Here is a 16,221-nt window from a genome sequence, read left to right on the forward strand (position 1 = left end):
CCGCTTGCGCGTTGCAGCACCAGGCTTCAATCGATTTATCTGTCATGAAGAAGGAGACCAAACGGCTGTGAGCGAACGGAAATTGATGCTGCTCGGCTGGATCGCGACCGCCACGGCGGTGGCCATGTACCTGTCCTATATCGACCAGATTCAGCTCAACCTGGCGGGCCAGAAGGGTTCGGTGATTCAGCCGCTGGCGACGATGGTGAATTGCGCGCTCTGGGTCGCGTACGGGTTTCTGCGCGAGAAGCGGGATTGGCCGATCGTCTTCGCCAATGCGCCCGGCGTGATCCTGGGCGGGATTTGCCTGTTCACGGCGTTTTGATCAGACAACTACCCTCACCCTTCCCACCCGCTATCGCGGGCGGGCCCAGTGCCGGGTGAACAGCGCCCCGCGCTGTTCAGTCCATGCCGGGGGCATGGACGACCCGTCACTCCTCTCCCATGGGGAGAGGGAGGGAGGCGCGAAGCGCCGGAAGGGTGAGGGCAGCTATGCGATCAGGCCGCCTTGTCCTTCCACACCAGCACGGGCTTGCGCGCGGCGAGCGTCTCGTCGAGGCGTGCGCGCGGCGCGAAGTGCGGCGCGGTCTTGAGCGACGGATCGCCCGCCTTGGCCCGCTCCGCCACCGACGCCAGCGCGCCGATGAACTGATCCAGCGCGGCCTTCGACTCGGTTTCGGTCGGCTCGACCAGCATCGCGCCGTGGACGACCAGCGGGAAATACATGGTCATCGGGTGGAAACCCTCGTCGATCAGCGCCTTGGCGACGTCGATCGTCGAGAAGCCCTCGGCCAGGCCTTCGTCCGAGAAGATGGCTTCGTGCATGCACGGGCCGCTCTTGGCGAATGGGGCGTCCAGCGTGTTCTCCAGCGAGCGCAGGACATAGTTGGCGTTGAGCACCGCATCCTCGGCGACCTGGCGCAGGCCGTCGGCGCCGTGGCTGAGGATATAGGTCAGCGCGCGGGTGAACATGCCCATCTGGCCGTGGAAGGCGACCATGCGGCCGAAGCTGTCGGCGTGATGGTCGTCGGCATTTTCCTCCTCGACCAGACGGAAGCCCTCACCCGTCTTCTCGACGAAGGGCAAAGGCGCGAACGGAGTCAGCGCCTCCGAGAACACCACCGGCCCAGAACCCGGCCCGCCGCCGCCATGCGGGGTCGAGAAGGTCTTGTGCAGGTTGATGTGCATCGCATCGACGCCCAGATCGCCCGGACGGACGCGCCCGACGATGGCGTTGAAGTTCGCGCCGTCGCAATAGACGTATCCGCCCGCCGCATGGACCGCGTCGGAAATGTCCTTCAGGTCGCGTTCGAACAGGCCGCAGGTGTTCGGGTTGGTGATCATCACGCCCGCCACGTCCGGCCCGAGCCGCGCCTTCAGCGCCGCCGTGTCGACACGGCCGTCCGCAGTCGCGGGGATGTCCTCGACCGAGAAGCCTGCAAACGCCGCCGTCGCCGGGTTGGTCCCGTGCGCTGACTCCGGCACCAGGATCACCTTGCGATGGCCCTCGCCGCGCTTTTCCAGCGCCGCCTTGATCGCCAGGATACCGCACAGCTCGCCATGCGCGCCCGCCTTGGGGCTCATCGCGACCGAGGTCATGCCCGTCAGCGTGACCAGCCAGTGCGCCAGCTGGTGAATGACCTCCAGCGCGCCCTGCACCGTGTCGACGGGAGCCAGCGGGTGAACGTCGCTGAAGCCGGGCAGGCGGGCCATCTTCTCGTTCAGGCGCGGATTGTGCTTCATCGTGCACGAACCGAGCGGGAACAGGCCCAGGTCGATCGCGTAGTTCTGCCGCGACAGACGGGTATAGTGGCGCACCGTCTCCGGCTCCGACAGACCGGGCAGGCCGATCGGGTCCTTGCGGGACAGGTCGCCCAGACGCGAACCCGCGACATCGCCCTCGGCGAAGTCGACGCCGGTCGTCTCGCTGTCGCCGATCTCAAAGATCAGCTTTTCTTCCAGCATCAGCGCGCGATTGCCGGTGAAGGTCGCCGGGACCGACGCTTGGTTGGCTTCGGGGCTCGTAGGCTTCCAGCCGCTCTGGTTGATCGTCATGCCAGCACCTCCTCGAGAGCCTTGGCAAGCGTCTCGATATCCTCCGCCGTCACCGTCTCGGTGACCGCCACTACCAGTCCGTTCGCAAGGGCGTCCTCGCCCGGATAGAGCCGCCCGAGCGACACGCCCGCCAGCACGCCGCGCTCGGCGAGCGTCCGCACGACCGGGCGCGCCTCGCGGCCCAGGTCCAGCGTGAACTCGTTGAAGAACACGTCGTTGACCAGCTTGACGCCCGGCACCTTCGCCAGACGGTCGGCCGCGCGGCATGCATTGGCGTGGTTGATCCCCGCCATGCGGCGCAGACCCGCCTCACCCAGCAACGTCATGTGGATCGAGAAGGCGAGCGCGCACAGACCCGAATTGGTGCAGATGTTCGACGTCGCCTTTTCACGGCGGATATGCTGCTCGCGGGTCGAGAGCGTCAGCACGAAGCCGCGCTTGCCGTCGGCGTCCACCGTCTCGCCACAGAAGCGGCCCGGCATCTGGCGGATATATTTGTCCTTGCAGCCCATCAGGCCGACATAGGGCCCGCCGAACTGAAGCCCGACGCCCAGCGACTGGCCTTCGCCGACGACGATGTCGGCGTCCATCTCGCCCGGGCTACGGACAGCGCCCAGCGCGACCGGCTCGGTCACGACTGCGATCAGCAGCGCCTTCTTGGCGTGGCAGGCCTCGGCCAGCGGCGTCAGGTCGGCGATGCGGCCGAGAATGTCCGGATACTGGACGACGACGCAGGACGTGTCGCCATCGATCGCCGCGATCATCTGGTCGATATCGGTCTCGGCGGTCAGGACGGGCGTGCTAGTTTCCAGCGTGTCGCCGGTATACTTCGCCATGGTCTTGGCGACCGAGACATAGTGCGGGTGCAGGCCCGAGGACAGGATCGCCTTCGACTTCTTGGTGATGCGCCGCGCCATGCCGATCGCTTCCCAGCAGGCGGTCGAGCCGTCATACATGGAGGCGTTGGCGACATCGGTGCCGAGCAGACGCGCGACCTGCGTCTGGAACTCGAACAGCATCTGTAGCGTGCCCTGCGCGATTTCGGGCTGATAGGGCGTGTAGGCGGTCAGGAACTCGCCGCGCTGAATCAGGTGATCGACGCTGGCGGGCACATGATGGCGATACGCGCCGCAACCCAGGAAGAAGGGCACGTCGCCCGCGACCATGTTCTTGCGCGCGAGCGCGGTCATGTGCCGCTCGACCGCCAGTTCGGACGCGTGGTTGGGCAGCCCCTCGATGGGGCCGGACAGGCGGGCGGATTCGGGCACGTCGACGAACAGGTCGTCGACCGATCCGGCACCGATGACCGAGAGCATCTCGGCCCGATCGGAAGAGGTAAGGGGCAGGTAGCGCATGCGTTCCATTTCTCCGCCCCTCACCCCGAAAACCTCGCGGATCGAGGGGTCATCGCCCTTCCCCTTCTTCTCCCCTCCCGCAGGCGGGAGGGGTCGGGGGAGGGCAGTCGGCTTCAACAAGCCTGATGGTCCGGGGGGAGAACGAGTCCCCTCCCCCAGCCCCTCCCGCCTGCGGGAGGGGAGTAAGAAGATCAGAGTTTTGCGACGAACGCGGCGTAGGCGGCTTCGTCCATCAACGCGTCCAGCTCCGAGGCGTCCGACAGCGTGATCTTGAAGAACCAGCCCTCGCCTTCCGGATCGCTGTTCACCAGCGCAGGCTCGTCGGCCAGTTGGGCGTTGCCCTCGACGACGGTGCCCGAAACCGGCGCATAGACGTCCGAGGCGGCCTTGACCGACTCGACCACCGCAGCCTCGTCACCCTTGCTCAGCTCGCGGCCTTCCTCGGGGACGTCGACGAACACGATGTCGCCCAGGGCTCCTTGCGCATAATCGGAGATGCCGACCGTGCCGACATCACCGTCGACGTCGATCCACTCATGATCTTCGGTGAAATAGCGGCTCATGGTCACTTGGCTCCTGAACGAACATAACGATGGGGGACGAACGGCATCGCCGTGACGGTGGCGTCATGGGTCTTGCCGCGCTGAAGCAGTTTGAGGGCCGTGCCGGGTGTCGCCAGCGCGGTCGGGACATAGGCCATCGCGATCGGCGCACCCATCGAGGGGGCAAAGCCGCCGCTGGTCACGCGGCCGATGACCGAGCCGTCCTCGGCCACCACCGACGCGCCTTCGCGCACCGGCTGGCGACCCGCGACGGTCAGGCCGACACGCTTGACGGCCGGGCCGTTCTCGCGCTCGGACAGGATCCGCTCGGCGCCCAGGAAGTCCGCCGCCTCGCGACGCTTCTTGGCGAGCGCGAAGCCCAGATCGGCCATCACCGGTGTCGTCTCGGGGTCGAGATCATGGCCATAAAGCGGCAGCCCCGCCTCCAGACGCAGCGAATCACGCGCGCCCAGGCCGATCGGCTTCACTTCCGCCTGTTCGCACAAGCGGTCGGCGAACGCGGCGGCATGCTCGGCCGGGATCGAGATTTCGTAACCGTCCTCGCCGGTATAGCCCGAGCGGCTGATCCACAGCGGCACGTCGTTCCAGTTGAAGTCGGCGGCGGTCATGAACACCAAGGCCTCGACGCCCGGCACGATCCGCGACAGCGCATCGACCGCCTTCGGCCCCTGGAGCGCCAGCAGCGCCTGCTCGTCGAGCAGGTTCAGCGTCGCATCGTCGGGGATGAAGTCGAGCAGATAGGCGATGTCGTCATACTTCGTCGCGCCGTTGACGACCATGTACAGCTCTTCCGCGCCGTCGAGGGTGCGCTTGGTCACCATCAAGTCGTCGAGGATGCCGCCCTCTTCGTTGAGCAGCAGCGAATAGCGGTTCTTGGCAGAGCCCAGGCCGGCGATGTCGCCCGGCAGGACCTTTTCCAGCGCGGTGATGACCGGGCCCAGACCGTTCTCGCCGGTGAAGACCACCTGACCCATATGGCTGACATCGAACAGCCCGGCCGACTCGCGGGTCCAGAGATGCTCGGCCATGATGCCTTCATACTGGACCGGCATTTCATAGCCCGCGAACGGGACCATCCGGCCGCCGCGCGCACGATGCCATGCGTCCAGCGGCAGCGTCTGGATGATCTCCTGACCCTCGGGGGCGTCTTCTACGTTCAGGTCTGCGGTGTCGCTCACGGGGCCGGTCTCCGTCAAAAGGGTGTCGGCTAGGGACGCAAATGTCCTTACCCGATCCGATCCCCCTCTGTCACGGAACCTGAGAGCTTTCGCCGGAAATTCCGGCTTACCCCTTCGGTGGCACGACGGCGTGAGCCGAAGCGCGCTTTCCAGAGTGTCGATGGCGATCGCGCGGTCCCATTTGCCTGAGAGATTCCGGGGTGGTTGCTCCTTCGGCGGCCGGGTTTTCGTCACCTGAAAGGCGAACCCGGCGCTCTCCCGCGCGCGCCTATGTCGGACATGTCCGACATCGACGCCGCGCCCTCTGCCGACAGGGTTGCCTCAAGTCAATCGGGAACGGCGGTGGGCGCGATCAATGTTGTGGATTGTGGGGTCGAGCGGGATGCGAGATCGACGCCCTTCTTCGTTCCCCGGCGAAGGCCGGGGCCCAGGCGCCGCTTGGTCAGAGACGCGCGGAACATCGCGTGGGAGGCAAATGCAAGGGGGTCACTTGAGCCTCCCACGCGATGTTCCGCGCACCACAAGCCTTCAAGTAACTGGGCCCCGGCCTCCGCCGGGGCACATCCAATTACCGAGTCGCGTTGTACCGCAGCTGCGCGTCGGTCAACTGGAACCCGACCAGTGCCTCGAAGCTGGCGCTGGCCACCGCCTGGCGCACCTCCGGATTGGTCAGCGGATCGACCGCCGCATCCTCGTCCCCGGCCTTACGGCGACGGGTCAGCTTTTCGCGAACATCGTCGGGCAAGGTCGCTGCCGCCCGCGCGATGGTGGTCGAGGCCTCGCCCGCCACCTGGCCGCGCGCCTGGCCCGCATCGAAATGCACGTTCACCCGGCCGACGCGCTTGGCGACGACGTTGGTCCCGCCGCGCACGATCGCGATATAGTAAGGCAGCACCACGTCCCGCGCCGCCGCCGTGTCGGTACGCCGCGCCTCGACGTCGAAATTGACCGTCGTCACGATGTCCGAACCCGCATCGGCGCAGTTGCCGCGAACATTGGTCAGGTTGGCGATCAGGTCGATCGAACCCTGGTCGGTCGCGCCCGGCGTCTTGAACAGCGTGATGTCGCCGGTCCCCGCCGCGACGCCGACGATCGGGCAAGCCGAGCGGACGGCGGTGATGCCGCCCGACGCATCGATCTCACCCGTACGGGCGCAACCGCCGAGAACGAGCGCAAGGGCGACGGGAGCGAGAAACGATGCTTTCACAGGTCGAAACGCCTATTCTAGATGCCGAAGCAGGATGCCGGTTTGGCCGCCAGCATAGGAACCGGGTTGGACGCGCGCAAGCAATGGCGTAGAGCCGTCCCCATGACCCCATCCATGACCGACGCCACGAAGCCGCCGCTCGACCTGTTGATCGCCGCCCCGCGCGGTTTCTGCGCCGGTGTCGACCGCGCCATCCGCATCGTCGAGCTGGCGCTCGAAAAACATGGCGCGCCGGTCTATGTCCGGCACGAAATCGTCCACAACAAGTTCGTCGTGGACAGCCTGAAGGCCAAGGGCGCGATCTTCGTCGAGGAACTGGACGAGGTGCCGCCCAACGCGCATGTCGTCTTCTCCGCGCACGGGGTGCCGAAATCGGTGCCCGCCGATGCGGAGAACCGGGGCCTCGCCTATTTCGATGCCACCTGCCCGCTGGTGTCCAAGGTGCATCGCCAGGCCGAGCGGCTGGTCGAGATGGGCCGCCACATCGTCTTCATCGGCCATGCCGGGCACCCCGAGGTCATCGGCACCTTCGGCCAGGTGCCGCAAGGTTCGATGTCGCTGGTCGAGACGGTTGCGGATGTCGAGGCGTTCGCACCCGCCGATCCCGACAATCTCGCCTTCCTGACCCAGACCACCTTGTCGGTAGACGACACCGCCGCGACGATCGAGGCGTTGCAGCGCCGATTCCCGACGATCCAGGGGCCGCGCGGCGAGGACATCTGCTACGCCACCTCCAACCGTCAGGCCGCCGTCAAGGCGATCGCCGCCGAGTGCGACGCGGTGCTGGTGATCGGTGCGCCCAATTCCTCCAACTCGCTGCGCCTGGTCGAAGTGGCCGAGCGGGCGGGCAAGCGCGCGATGCTGATCCAGCGTGCCGCCGATCTCGACTGGGCGTTTCTGGACGGCGTGAAGACGCTGGGCCTGACCGCCGGGGCCTCCGCGCCCGAGCTGCTGGTGCGCGAACTGGTCGATCGCCTGTCGGAACGCTTCATCGTTTCCGAGCGCGAGGAAGAGACGACGCGCGAGACCATCGCCTTCAAGCTGCCCCGCGGGCTGGAAACGGCCGCCTGAACCATGGCCGTCTATACGCAGGTTTCGGCCGAAGCGCTGTCGGCGTTTCTGGCACGCTATGACGTGGGCGACCTGATCTCCGCCAAGGGGATCGCCGAGGGCGTCGAGAACAGCAATTACCTGGTCGACACCACGACCGCGCGATTCATCCTGACGCTGTACGAAAAGCGCGTGGCGGCGGGCGACCTGCCCTTCTTCCTGGCGCTGCTCGACCATCTGGCGGCGAAGGGCCTGCCGGTGCCACCCGCGATCAAGGACCGGGAAGGCGTGGAGATACAGGAGCTGGCGGGCCGCCCCGCCTGCCTGATCCAGTTCCTGACCGGCGTGTCGCTGTCGCACCCCACCCCGGCCCAGGCGCTGGCGGCGGCGGATGCGATGGGGGCGATGCACCGGGCGGTGCAGGACTTCCCGCAGAACCGGCCCAATTCGATGGGTCATGCCAGCTGGCGCCCACTGTTCGCGCAATGCGGGCGCGATCTCGACCGGATCGAGCCGGGTCTGCACGACGCGATGGGCGAGGCGCTCGACGCCGTGCTGGGGGGCTGGGAGGCGCAGGGCCTCGATACATGTGTGATCCATGCCGACCTTTTCCCCGACAATGTGCTGGTGCTGGGCGACAAGGTCACCGGGCTGATCGACTTCTATTTCGCCTGCACCGATTTCCGCGTCTATGACCTGGCCGTCATGCACTCAGCCTGGAGTTTCGACGCCAGCGGTGAAGTGTACGCGCCCAATATCGGCGAGGCACTGGTCGAGGGATATGAACGCCACTTCCCGCTGACCGAGGCGGAGCGCGCGGCGTTCGCGAAGCTGGCGATGGGGGCGTGTCTGCGTTTCGCCCTGTCGCGGGCGTGGGACTGGCTCAACACCCCCGCCGACGCGCTGGTGACGCGCAAGGACCCGCTGGCCTATTGGCGGCGCTATATCGCCTATCGCGACGGAAAGGCCGGACTGTGACCCCCGTCGAGATCGCCACCGACGGCGCGTGCAAGGGCAATCCCGGCCCCGGCGGCTGGGGCGCGCTGATCCGCGCGGGTACGCATGAAAAGGAATTGTCCGGCGGCGAGGCGCTGACGACCAACAACCGCATGGAGCTGATGGCCGCGATCGAGGCGCTGAACGCGCTCAAGCGCCCCTGCGCCGTCACGCTGTCGACCGACAGCCGCTATGTGATGGACGGACTGACCAAGTGGATCCACGGCTGGAAGCGCAATGGCTGGCGCACGGCGGACAAGAAGCCGGTCAAGAATGCCGAACTCTGGCAGGCCCTGCTGGCGGCGGCCGAACGCCACCAGATCGAGTGGAAATGGGTGAAGGGCCATGCCGGCCACCCCGACAACGAGCGCGCTGACAAGCTGGCCAGCGACGCGGCGGAGACGTTTCGGAAATAATCCAACGCCTGCCGCGTCCTTTGCCCCGAAGCGCAGATCACTCCGGTTCGTGGATCGGGGCGTTCGGTCCGTTCTTCAAGACGGATTCGATGGCGTTGCGGGCTCCGGCCTTGCTGGCATAGCCCTCGGTCCACCAGATCAGTTCGCTGTTGTAGCGGAACTTGGCGACATATTCGCCCGCCTTGTTCTTCTCGATCGCAAAGCTGTGTGCCATGTTGATCTCTCCGGAAAAGAAGCGATCAACCCTTAGCAGAAAATCGGCCTGCGCCATAGCGTTGGGGGTCGACCCCCTCGGGCACAGGCCTCTCGCCCAGCAGCAACGCCGCCGCCAGCGCCGAGGCGGCGGGGGCGGTCTGGATGCCGAAGCCGCCCTGCCCCGCGCACCAGAAAAAACCCGGTATGCGTGCATCGAAGCCGTATACCGGCGCGCGGTCGGGGGCGAAGCTGCGCAGCCCTGCCCAGCGGCGCTCGACCGCCTCGACGCGCCAGTCGACGACCTTTTCCAGCCGGTCGATGGCGACGGCCACGTCCCATTCCTCGGGCGCGATGTCGCAGGGCACGCTCGGCGTCTCGTCATGCGGGGTCAGCCAGAGCCGCCCGCCCGCCTCGGGCTTGAAGTAGAAACGGCCCGCTATGTCGACGACATGGGGCAGCCCCTCGGGCACGGGCGGATCGGTGCGCAGTTGCACCATCGTCCGGCGATAGGGCGTGATGCCGATCGGCACGACGCCCGCGAGCTTGGCCACGTCATCGGCCCAGGCACCGGCTGCATTGACCAGCACTTTGGCCGAAAACGATCCCGCGCGGGTTTCCAGATGCCAGACGCCATCGCGCCGCTCGGCCGCCAGCAAAGCCGCGTCGGTCCGGATTTCCGTACCCGCAGCCTTCGCCGCCGCCAGACAGTCCGCGTGGAGCGCGGCGACGTCGATATAGGCGCAGCTCGGCTCCCAGACGCCGTGCACCCATTCGGGGCGAAGGCCGGGGATACGCGCCGCCGGATCGACGCGTGAGAGCACCACCCCGCTCCCGTCGAAATCCGTGAGCAGCCGCTCGATCCGTGCCTCGTCCTCCGTGCGGCCGACATGCAGCGAGCCGAGCGGCGTCAGATAGCCGCCTTCGCGCAGGGCAGGCCCCGAGGCGGTGGTCAGCGGCTGCACCGCCGGGCCGCCATAGGTTTCCGACCAGAAGGCCGCCGAACGCCCCGTCGCATGGCGGCCGGGCATGTCCTCCGCCTCCAGCAGAAGGACACGCGCGCGCGATCCGATCGCGGCGGCCAGCCCTGCCCCGGCCATGCCCGCACCCACGATCGCGACGTCGTGGATCACGCCGCCACCCCGTCCAGAAAAGCATCGATCGCCGCCAAGGCGCGCAGCCGCACCGGATCGATCTCGCGCAGCAACTCATGCGCTGCCTCCGGCCCGAATCGCTCGACCCGCGCGCCGATCCGGGCGGCGATGGCGGTGGCGGCCTTGGGATCCACCAGCCGGTCGGCTTCGGCGATCAGCATCAGCGAGCGCACGCTCACCTGGTCCAGCCGGGGATCGCGCGCCAGCGCCCGGATCGAGCGCAATGCGGCGGCGAGCCAGCCCCAGCTTGGCGGCCCCAGCGCCAGATCGGGCTGTTGGGCGTACCAATAACCCTCATCCTCGAACCGCTCGACATCATGGGTCAGGTTGCGCTGCCGCGTATGATGGCCGGGTCCTTGCTTGGCCTGCCAGATGCCGCGCTCGGCCCGGCCCAGCGCGTTCATCAGGCGGATGATCCCCGCACCCAGCAGCGCGCCGGTCGGCAGGCGCAGGCCCAGCATCGGCGCGACAAGGATCAGAGCGTGCGGATCAACCGCCCCCTCGACCACCGCCCGCAGCGCCAGATGCCCGCCCATCGAATGACCCAGAAGGACATGCGGCAGTTCGCCTGCGGAGTCCTCGGCCCGCCATACCGTCCAGAAGGCCCGCAAATCCTCAACCAGACCTGAGAAATTGCCGCCATGCCCGACATGGCGATCGGCCAGCAACCGCCCCGATCCCCCCTGCCCGCGCCAGTCGAAGGCGGTGACGCTCCACCCCCGCCCGACCAGATGGGCAAAGACCTCCAGATATTTCTCGATCACATCGGCACGGCCGGTCTGGAACAACAGCCGTCCGCGCGGCGCGCGCGCCGCCCAGTCGAAGCGCCGATGCTCCCACCCGTCGGGCGCGTGCCAGCGCGACAGCGTGGCGGCGGCCGGGAAACTGCGGCGAAGGGACAGGGTGTCGGTCATCCGCATCCCGGTTACGGTTTTGAAAGCCCCGCCGTCTAGGGCTTGATGCCATGGAATGGACCATAATGCGTATCGCGCTGGTGGTGGCGCTCGTCCTGCTGCTGGTGTCGGCGGGGATCGAGGATGCGCGGACCCGTGAGATCGCCGACCGCAAGAATATCGCGATCGCACTGCTCGCGCCGCTGTGGTGGTGGGCGAGCGGCGTTCCCGTCTGGCCCGGCATGGTGGTGCAGCTCGGCGTCGGCGTCGCGATGTTCCTGCTGTTCGCCCAGGCGTTTCGCATCGGCATGATGGGCGGCGGGGATGTGAAGATGATCGCGGCCGTAGCCCTGTGGCTGCCCCTGCCGTCGCTGTTCCGCATGTTGCTGGTCATGTCGCTCGCGGGCGGCGCGGTCACGATCGCGATGCTGGTCGACCACCGCCTGTGCGTCCGAAGGCTGGGCGATACCGCTCCGGCGATCGAGGTTCCCTATGGTGTGGCCATCGCGGTGGCCGCGCTCGTCGTCCTTCAGGAACCGTTATTTAACCCCTTTCCGTCCATTTAACCAACCAATCGAACCGAGCATCGGGCTCGGCCAAGGCCGAAGAACGCAGGATGGACAGTCGAAAAGTGTTACTGCTGGTCGGGGCCCTGCTGGTGGCAGGGATGACGGCCCTATTCGCCCGGACCGTCACCGCGGGTAGCAGCGTTCCCCAGGCCCAGGCCGTCACGGTCGCCGCCCCCGTCGAACCGCAGGCCGAAGTCCTGGTGGCCACCCGCACCTTGCCGGTCGGCACGATCATCGACCCCACCGCCCTGAAGTTCCAGCCCTGGCCCAAGGACATGCTGGCCGGGGCCTATTATGTGCGCGGCAAGGCCGACATCGCCAAGTTGCAGGGCACCGTGCTGCGCTATGCGATCACCGCCGGTCAGCCGCTGACGCAGGGCGCGGTCGTCAGCCCGGGGGATCGCGGCTTCCTGGCCGCTGCGCTCACGCCCGGCATGCGCGCCGTCACCGTGCCCGTGTCGGCGCAGACCGCGGTTGCGGGCTTCGTGTTTCCAGGCGACCGGATCGACATGGTCCTGACCCAGGATGTCGCGGGTGGCGGCGACGGTCCTCCGCTCAAGGTGTCGGAGACGATCCTGCGCAACATCCGCGTGTTGGCGACCGACCAGCGCACCGACAATCAGGCGGCCGAGGACGGCAAGACCCAGGTCCACACCTTCACCACCGTCACCGTCGAAACGACGCCGAAAATGGCCGAGCAACTGGCGGTCGCGCAGACGGTCGGTACGCTGTCGCTGTCGCTGCGCGCGCTGGCCGAGCAGCCTGCCGACCTGGCGGCGGGTGGCGATCCCAGCGCGGTCGCCCAGCCGATGGTCGACCGGGCGTCCTATGTCACCGGAGCGGACGTGTCGCGCTATCAGCGCCGCACCATACCCGGCCGCAACACCGCCTCCACGCCCAGCCACGGCGCGATCGCCATGGCCAACGACAATTCCGCCATCAACCCTGCGGCCCCTGCCATCGGTCAGGCACGCGGCAGGTCCGAAAGCGCCGGCGTGCGTGTGGCTCGGGGCCGCTCGGTCGCCGCGTCATCCGGCACGTCATCCGGCGCCGCGCCGATGGGGGATGGAAATTGACCATGTCGCTTCGTTCGCTGCTCTTGCGCGCACCGCGCACCTCGGCCTTCGTGCTGATGCTGGCTCCGCTGCTTCTCGCCCCGTCGCCCGCGCGGTCGGCGCCGTCCGGGCCGGGTGATTCGACCCCGGCCAGCGACGGTTCGGGCGCGCTGGAGATCAACACCGGCCGGGCGCGGCTGATCACCCTGCCCCGTCCGATGACCGACCTGTTCGTCGCCGACGACAGTATCGCCGATGTGCAGGTCCGCTCGCCGACCCAGCTCTATATCTTCGGCAAGAAGCCCGGCGAGACCACCGTCTCTGCCACAGGGCGCGGCGGCGCGGTCGTCTATGCGGCGACCGTCCGTATCGGCAACAATCTCGATTCGATCGGCCGGATGCTGAAGCTGGCCATGCCCGAGGCGCAGATCGTCGCCACGCCGATGAACGGCCTGATCCTGCTGACCGGCACCATCGCCGCGCCCGACGACGCCGCCGAGGCCGAGCGGCTGGTCCAGGCCTATGTCGGCAAGGACACGCGGATCATCAGCCGGTTGAAGACGGCGACCCCGCTCCAGGTCAACCTTCAGGTCCGCATCGCCGAAGTGAATCGCAGCTTCGTCAAGCAGATCGGCGTCAACCTGCTGAACCGTGACGCCAATTCCAGCGGCTTCGTGTTCGGCATCGCGTCGGGCCGGAATGCGGGCAGCATCGACAAGCTGACCGATGCGGCGGGTCTTCCGGCCGGTACCCGATATACGTTCAACCCCGGCACGCAGCGCACGACGCTGGGCCTGGGCGGGCGCGTGTTGGGCATGGACCTGCTTAGCGCGATCGACCTGGGCGAGTCGCTGGGTCAGGTGGCGACGCTGGCCAATCCCAATCTGACCGCCCTGTCGGGGGAAACCGCGACCTTCCTGGCGGGTGGCGAAATCCCCATTCCGCTGGCCAGCGGCTTCGGCGCGGTGTCGGTCGAGTATAAGCAATATGGCGTCAGCCTGTCCTACACGCCGACGGTGTTGTCCGACGGGCGCATCTCGCTGCGCGTCCGGCCGGAGGTATCGCAGCTGTCGTCGGTGGGCTCGGTCACGATCAGCGGAACCTCGATCCCCGCACTGACCACCAGGCGGGCCGAGACCACGCTGGAGCTGGGGTCAGGCCAGAGCATGATGATCGGCGGCCTGCTGTCCAACTCGCGCGACAATTCGATCGAGAAGACGCCGTGGCTGGGCGACCTGCCGCTGATCGGTTCGCTGTTCCGCTCCAACGCGTTCAAGCGCAACGAGACCGAGCTGGTCATCATCATCACCCCCTATCTGGTGAAGCCGGTCAACTCGCCCTCCGAGATCGCGCTGCCGACCGACGGGATGCGTCCGGCCAATGACGCCGAACGCGTGTTGCTGGGCCGGATGGGCGGCGGCGGCGATACGTCGACGCCGCGCCCGGTGCCGACCATGACCCCGCCGGTTCAGGGTCGACCGATGGCGGCCCAGGTCGCCCCCGTGCCGCATGGCTCCGCGACCGCACTGTCCGCGAAGAAGAAGACCATGCCGACTCCGGGCTTTTCCGAATGACCGCCTGCCCAAGGATAATGCGCCCCATGCGTCGCTCGCCCCTCCTTCTGATGCCGCTCGGCCTGATGCTGATGACCGGCGGCTGCATGGGTGCCGGTCAGCCGGATCTGGAAACCCGGCATCAGCCGGTCGTGTCGCAGACCGACTATGCGCTCGACCTGGCGCTGTCCGGCGGACGGCTGGCGGCGGACGAGGATCGGCGGCTCGACGGCTGGGCGCGCAACCTGCATCTCGGCTATGGCGACCGCGTCGTGGTGGAGGACCCGGCGGGCGAAGGCCCCGGCGCCTATCGCGAAGTCGCGGGCGTCATCGGTCGCTATGGCCTGCTGCTCGGTCAGGCGTCGCCGATCACGCGCAGCCCGGTCGCCCCCGCCACGATTCGCGTGGTCGTGACTCGCGCCCGTGCCACCGTGCCGGGCTGCCCCGACCTGCGCAGCGACACCGCGCTCGACTGGGATGGCAAGACCTCGTCCAACCATGGCTGTGCGATCAATCGCAACCTTGCCGCGATGGTCGCCAACCCCACCGACCTGGCACAGGGCGTGCCCGGTGCCGCCACCAGCGATACCGAAACCGGCACCCGCGGGGTCAAGGCCCTGCGCGCCGCGCCGCCGACGGGGCGTGGCGGTACCACGCTGCGCGATCCCAATAGCAGCCAGGGCGGCGGTGGTGGCGGCGCTTCTGCGGGAGGCGCACAGTGAACGCCCCCTGGAAACCCGCCATGCTGACCATTCGCGACCCGTTCCTCGCCTTTGTCAGCGACGACTGGACGGTCGAGGCGATCCGCCCGCTGGTCGCCGAACAGGGATGGTCGGTCGACAAGGTGATGAAAGGCGGCCTGTCCGCGGCGATCCAGTCGCTGTCGGTATTGGCCAGCCCGCAGATCCTGCTGGTCGACCTGACCGATACCGACGATCCCGCCAGCGAGATCGGCAATCTGGCCGAAGTCTGCGAACCCGGCACGATCGTGATCGCGGTCGGATCGGTCAACGACGTCCGGCTGTACCGCTCGCTGATCGCCAGCGGTCTGCACGACTATCTGCTGAAGCCGATCAACGCCGACCAGCTGCGCGAGACGATCGCGCAGGCCCGCACCATCCTGCATGCCCCCCGCGCCATGGAGATGGCCCCCGAAAAGGCGACGTGCAGCGTCGCGGTGGTCGGCGTGCGTGGCGGCGTGGGCGCCTCGACCGTTGCCACCTCGCTCGGCTGGCTGATGGCGGAGCGGCTCGACCGGACGACGGCGCTGCTCGACCTGGACGTGCATTTCGGCACCGCCGCGCTGGCGCTGGACCTGGAGCCGGGACGCGGGCTGGTCGATGCGATCGACAATCCCAGCCGCATCGACGGGCTGTTCCTGGAACGCGCCATGGTCAAGGCGTCGGAAAAGCTGGCGATCCTGTCGGCCGAAGCGCCGATCAGCGCGCCGATCCTGACCGATGGCCAGGCCTTTGCCCAGTTGCAGGACGAAATGCGCCTGAACTTCGAGACGACCATCGTCGATCTGCCGCGCGGGATGATGATCCAACAGCCGATGCTGGTCGGATCGGCGCAGACCATCCTGCTCGTCACCGAGCTGACCCTGGCCGCCGCGCGCGACACCATCCGCCTGCTGTCCTGGGCCAAGACCCATGCGCCGCAGGCGACGGTGCTGACCATCGCCAACCGGGTCCAGCCGCCCGGCCAGTGCGAGATCGCGCAGAGCGATTTCGAGGGGTCGATCGAGCGCCCGATCGATTTCGTCATGCCCTATGATCCCAAGCTGGTCGTCCAGGCGGCCAAGGTCGGCAAGCCCATCGCCGAACTCGGCCGCACCTCGCGCACCATCGCCCCGCTGATCGAGCTGACCCAGCGGCTGTGCGCCTCGGCCGAGGGCATTGTCGACATGTCGGCCAAGCGCGGGCTGCTCGACCGGTTCGACTTGAAGTCGCTGCTCGGCAAGCGGGCCCGGGCCGACTGACGAC

Annotated in this window: 17 protein-coding genes and 1 riboswitch; of the genes, 9 read left to right on the plus strand and 8 right to left on the minus strand. The window is 67.7% G+C overall.

The features are described 5' to 3' along the window. Positions 1 to 67 precede the first annotated feature (67 nt). The gene (locus ASF14_RS09470; protein ID WP_056434416.1) at positions 68 to 325 is read left to right on the plus strand and encodes a SemiSWEET family transporter; all 258 of its coding nucleotides are present in this window, start codon (positions 68 to 70) and stop codon (positions 323 to 325) included. 173 nt (positions 326 to 498) lie between these two features. Here ASF14_RS09470 and gcvPB read toward each other — a convergent pair whose 3' ends face one another. The 5 genes from gcvPB to ASF14_RS09495 form a co-directional block, all read right to left on the minus strand. Then, positions 499 to 2,055: an aminomethyl-transferring glycine dehydrogenase subunit GcvPB gene (gene gcvPB / locus ASF14_RS09475; protein WP_056434418.1), complete on the minus strand. Its 1,557-nt coding sequence runs from the start codon at positions 2,053 to 2,055 to the stop codon at positions 499 to 501. Next, complete coding sequence (gcvPA, locus tag ASF14_RS09480; RefSeq protein WP_056434630.1) at positions 2,052 to 3,410, minus strand: aminomethyl-transferring glycine dehydrogenase subunit GcvPA; 1,359 nt, start codon at positions 3,408 to 3,410, stop codon at positions 2,052 to 2,054. The genes gcvPB and gcvPA overlap by 4 nt, the downstream gene beginning before the upstream one ends. 191 nt (positions 3,411 to 3,601) lie before the next feature. Then, on the minus strand, positions 3,602 to 3,973 hold the full coding sequence (gene gcvH / locus ASF14_RS09485) for a glycine cleavage system protein GcvH (protein ID WP_056434420.1): 372 nt from the start codon (positions 3,971 to 3,973) through the stop codon (positions 3,602 to 3,604). Positions 3,974 to 3,975: 2 nt separating this feature from the next. After that, positions 3,976 to 5,151 carry a glycine cleavage system aminomethyltransferase GcvT gene (gene gcvT / locus ASF14_RS09490; protein WP_082442170.1) on the minus strand — a complete coding sequence of 392 codons (1,176 nt, stop codon included), beginning with the start codon at positions 5,149 to 5,151 and terminating at the stop codon, positions 3,976 to 3,978. Between the two features lie 162 nt (positions 5,152 to 5,313). Then, positions 5,314 to 5,422, minus strand: a riboswitch (glycine riboswitch). A 297-nt stretch (positions 5,423 to 5,719) separates the two neighbouring features. Next, positions 5,720 to 6,358: a hypothetical protein gene (locus ASF14_RS09495; protein WP_056434422.1), complete on the minus strand. Its 639-nt coding sequence runs from the start codon at positions 6,356 to 6,358 to the stop codon at positions 5,720 to 5,722. Between the two features lie 114 nt (positions 6,359 to 6,472). Here ASF14_RS09495 and ispH point away from each other — a divergent pair, with 114 nt between their 5' ends. The 3 genes from ispH to rnhA are packed head-to-tail and all read left to right on the plus strand — an operon-like array spanning position 6,473 to position 8,820. Further along, positions 6,473 to 7,429 carry a 4-hydroxy-3-methylbut-2-enyl diphosphate reductase gene (ispH, locus tag ASF14_RS09500; RefSeq protein WP_156361108.1) on the plus strand — a complete coding sequence of 319 codons (957 nt, stop codon included), beginning with the start codon at positions 6,473 to 6,475 and terminating at the stop codon, positions 7,427 to 7,429. A gap of 3 nt (positions 7,430 to 7,432) precedes the next feature. Beyond that, positions 7,433 to 8,386: a homoserine kinase gene (gene thrB / locus ASF14_RS09505; protein WP_056434426.1), complete on the plus strand. Its 954-nt coding sequence runs from the start codon at positions 7,433 to 7,435 to the stop codon at positions 8,384 to 8,386. Continuing rightward, the gene (rnhA, locus tag ASF14_RS09510) at positions 8,383 to 8,820 is read left to right on the plus strand and encodes a ribonuclease HI (RefSeq protein ID WP_056434428.1); all 438 of its coding nucleotides are present in this window, start codon (positions 8,383 to 8,385) and stop codon (positions 8,818 to 8,820) included. Before thrB ends, rnhA begins: the two co-directional genes overlap by 4 nt. A gap of 37 nt (positions 8,821 to 8,857) precedes the next feature. Here the strand turns inward: rnhA and ASF14_RS20760 are convergent, their stop codons facing one another. The 3 genes from ASF14_RS20760 to ASF14_RS09520 are packed head-to-tail and all read right to left on the minus strand — an operon-like array spanning position 8,858 to position 11,080. Further along, a complete protein-coding gene (locus ASF14_RS20760) occupies positions 8,858 to 9,034 on the minus strand; it encodes a YegP family protein (RefSeq protein ID WP_076718339.1) in 177 nt (58 codons plus the stop codon). A gap of 25 nt (positions 9,035 to 9,059) precedes the next feature. Beyond that, entirely contained in the window at positions 9,060 to 10,145 is a 1,086-nt protein-coding gene (locus ASF14_RS09515) for an NAD(P)/FAD-dependent oxidoreductase (protein ID WP_056434430.1), read from the minus strand. After that, on the minus strand, positions 10,142 to 11,080 hold the full coding sequence (locus ASF14_RS09520) for an alpha/beta fold hydrolase (RefSeq protein WP_056434637.1): 939 nt from the start codon (positions 11,078 to 11,080) through the stop codon (positions 10,142 to 10,144). The genes ASF14_RS09515 and ASF14_RS09520 overlap by 4 nt, the downstream gene beginning before the upstream one ends. Positions 11,081 to 11,145: 65 nt before the next feature. On the opposite strand from ASF14_RS09520, the gene ASF14_RS09525 reads away from it, so the two are divergent. Genes ASF14_RS09525 through ASF14_RS09545 form a run of 5 tightly spaced genes read left to right on the plus strand, consistent with a single transcriptional unit; the run spans position 11,146 to position 16,217 of the window. Then, positions 11,146 to 11,625, plus strand: a complete 480-nt coding sequence (locus tag ASF14_RS09525; RefSeq protein WP_082442171.1) for an A24 family peptidase — start codon at positions 11,146 to 11,148, stop codon at positions 11,623 to 11,625. Between the two features lie 50 nt (positions 11,626 to 11,675). After that, positions 11,676 to 12,704, plus strand: coding sequence for a Flp pilus assembly protein CpaB (cpaB, locus tag ASF14_RS09530; RefSeq protein WP_056434434.1), 1,029 nt, complete (start codon positions 11,676 to 11,678; stop codon positions 12,702 to 12,704). Positions 12,705 to 12,706: 2 nt separating this feature from the next. After that, the gene (locus ASF14_RS09535) at positions 12,707 to 14,257 is read left to right on the plus strand and encodes a type II and III secretion system protein family protein (protein WP_056434436.1); all 1,551 of its coding nucleotides are present in this window, start codon (positions 12,707 to 12,709) and stop codon (positions 14,255 to 14,257) included. A 26-nt stretch (positions 14,258 to 14,283) separates the two neighbouring features. Continuing rightward, positions 14,284 to 14,958, plus strand: coding sequence for a CpaD family pilus assembly lipoprotein (locus ASF14_RS09540; RefSeq protein WP_056434438.1), 675 nt, complete (start codon positions 14,284 to 14,286; stop codon positions 14,956 to 14,958). After that, complete coding sequence (locus ASF14_RS09545; RefSeq protein ID WP_056434440.1) at positions 14,955 to 16,217, plus strand: pilus assembly protein CpaE; 1,263 nt, start codon at positions 14,955 to 14,957, stop codon at positions 16,215 to 16,217. The genes ASF14_RS09540 and ASF14_RS09545 overlap by 4 nt, the downstream gene beginning before the upstream one ends. Positions 16,218 to 16,221 lie beyond the last annotated feature (4 nt).

Source organism: Sphingomonas sp. Leaf257, from assembly GCF_001422185.1.
GTDB classification, from domain to species: Bacteria; Pseudomonadota; Alphaproteobacteria; order Sphingomonadales; family Sphingomonadaceae; genus Sphingomonas; species Sphingomonas yabuuchiae.

Coding starts and splice junctions, on each gene's coding strand:
- gcvPB (WP_056434418.1), bottom strand. CDS start 2,055: ATGACGATCAACCAGAGCGGCTGGAAGCCTACGAGCCCCGAAGCCAAC.
- gcvPA (WP_056434630.1), bottom strand. CDS start 3,410: ATGCGCTACCTGCCCCTTACCTCTTCCGATCGGGCCGAGATGCTCTCG.
- gcvH (WP_056434420.1), bottom strand. CDS start 3,973: ATGAGCCGCTATTTCACCGAAGATCATGAGTGGATCGACGTCGACGGT.
- ispH (WP_156361108.1), top strand. CDS start 6,473: ATGACCGACGCCACGAAGCCGCCGCTCGACCTGTTGATCGCCGCCCCG.
- thrB (WP_056434426.1), top strand. CDS start 7,433: ATGGCCGTCTATACGCAGGTTTCGGCCGAAGCGCTGTCGGCGTTTCTG.
- ASF14_RS20760 (WP_076718339.1), bottom strand. CDS start 9,034: ATGGCACACAGCTTTGCGATCGAGAAGAACAAGGCGGGCGAATATGTC.
- ASF14_RS09520 (WP_056434637.1), bottom strand. CDS start 11,080: ATGACCGACACCCTGTCCCTTCGCCGCAGTTTCCCGGCCGCCGCCACG.
- ASF14_RS09525 (WP_082442171.1), top strand. CDS start 11,146: ATGCGTATCGCGCTGGTGGTGGCGCTCGTCCTGCTGCTGGTGTCGGCG.
- cpaB (WP_056434434.1), top strand. CDS start 11,676: ATGGACAGTCGAAAAGTGTTACTGCTGGTCGGGGCCCTGCTGGTGGCA.
- ASF14_RS09535 (WP_056434436.1), top strand. CDS start 12,707: ATGTCGCTTCGTTCGCTGCTCTTGCGCGCACCGCGCACCTCGGCCTTC.
- ASF14_RS09540 (WP_056434438.1), top strand. CDS start 14,284: ATGCGTCGCTCGCCCCTCCTTCTGATGCCGCTCGGCCTGATGCTGATG.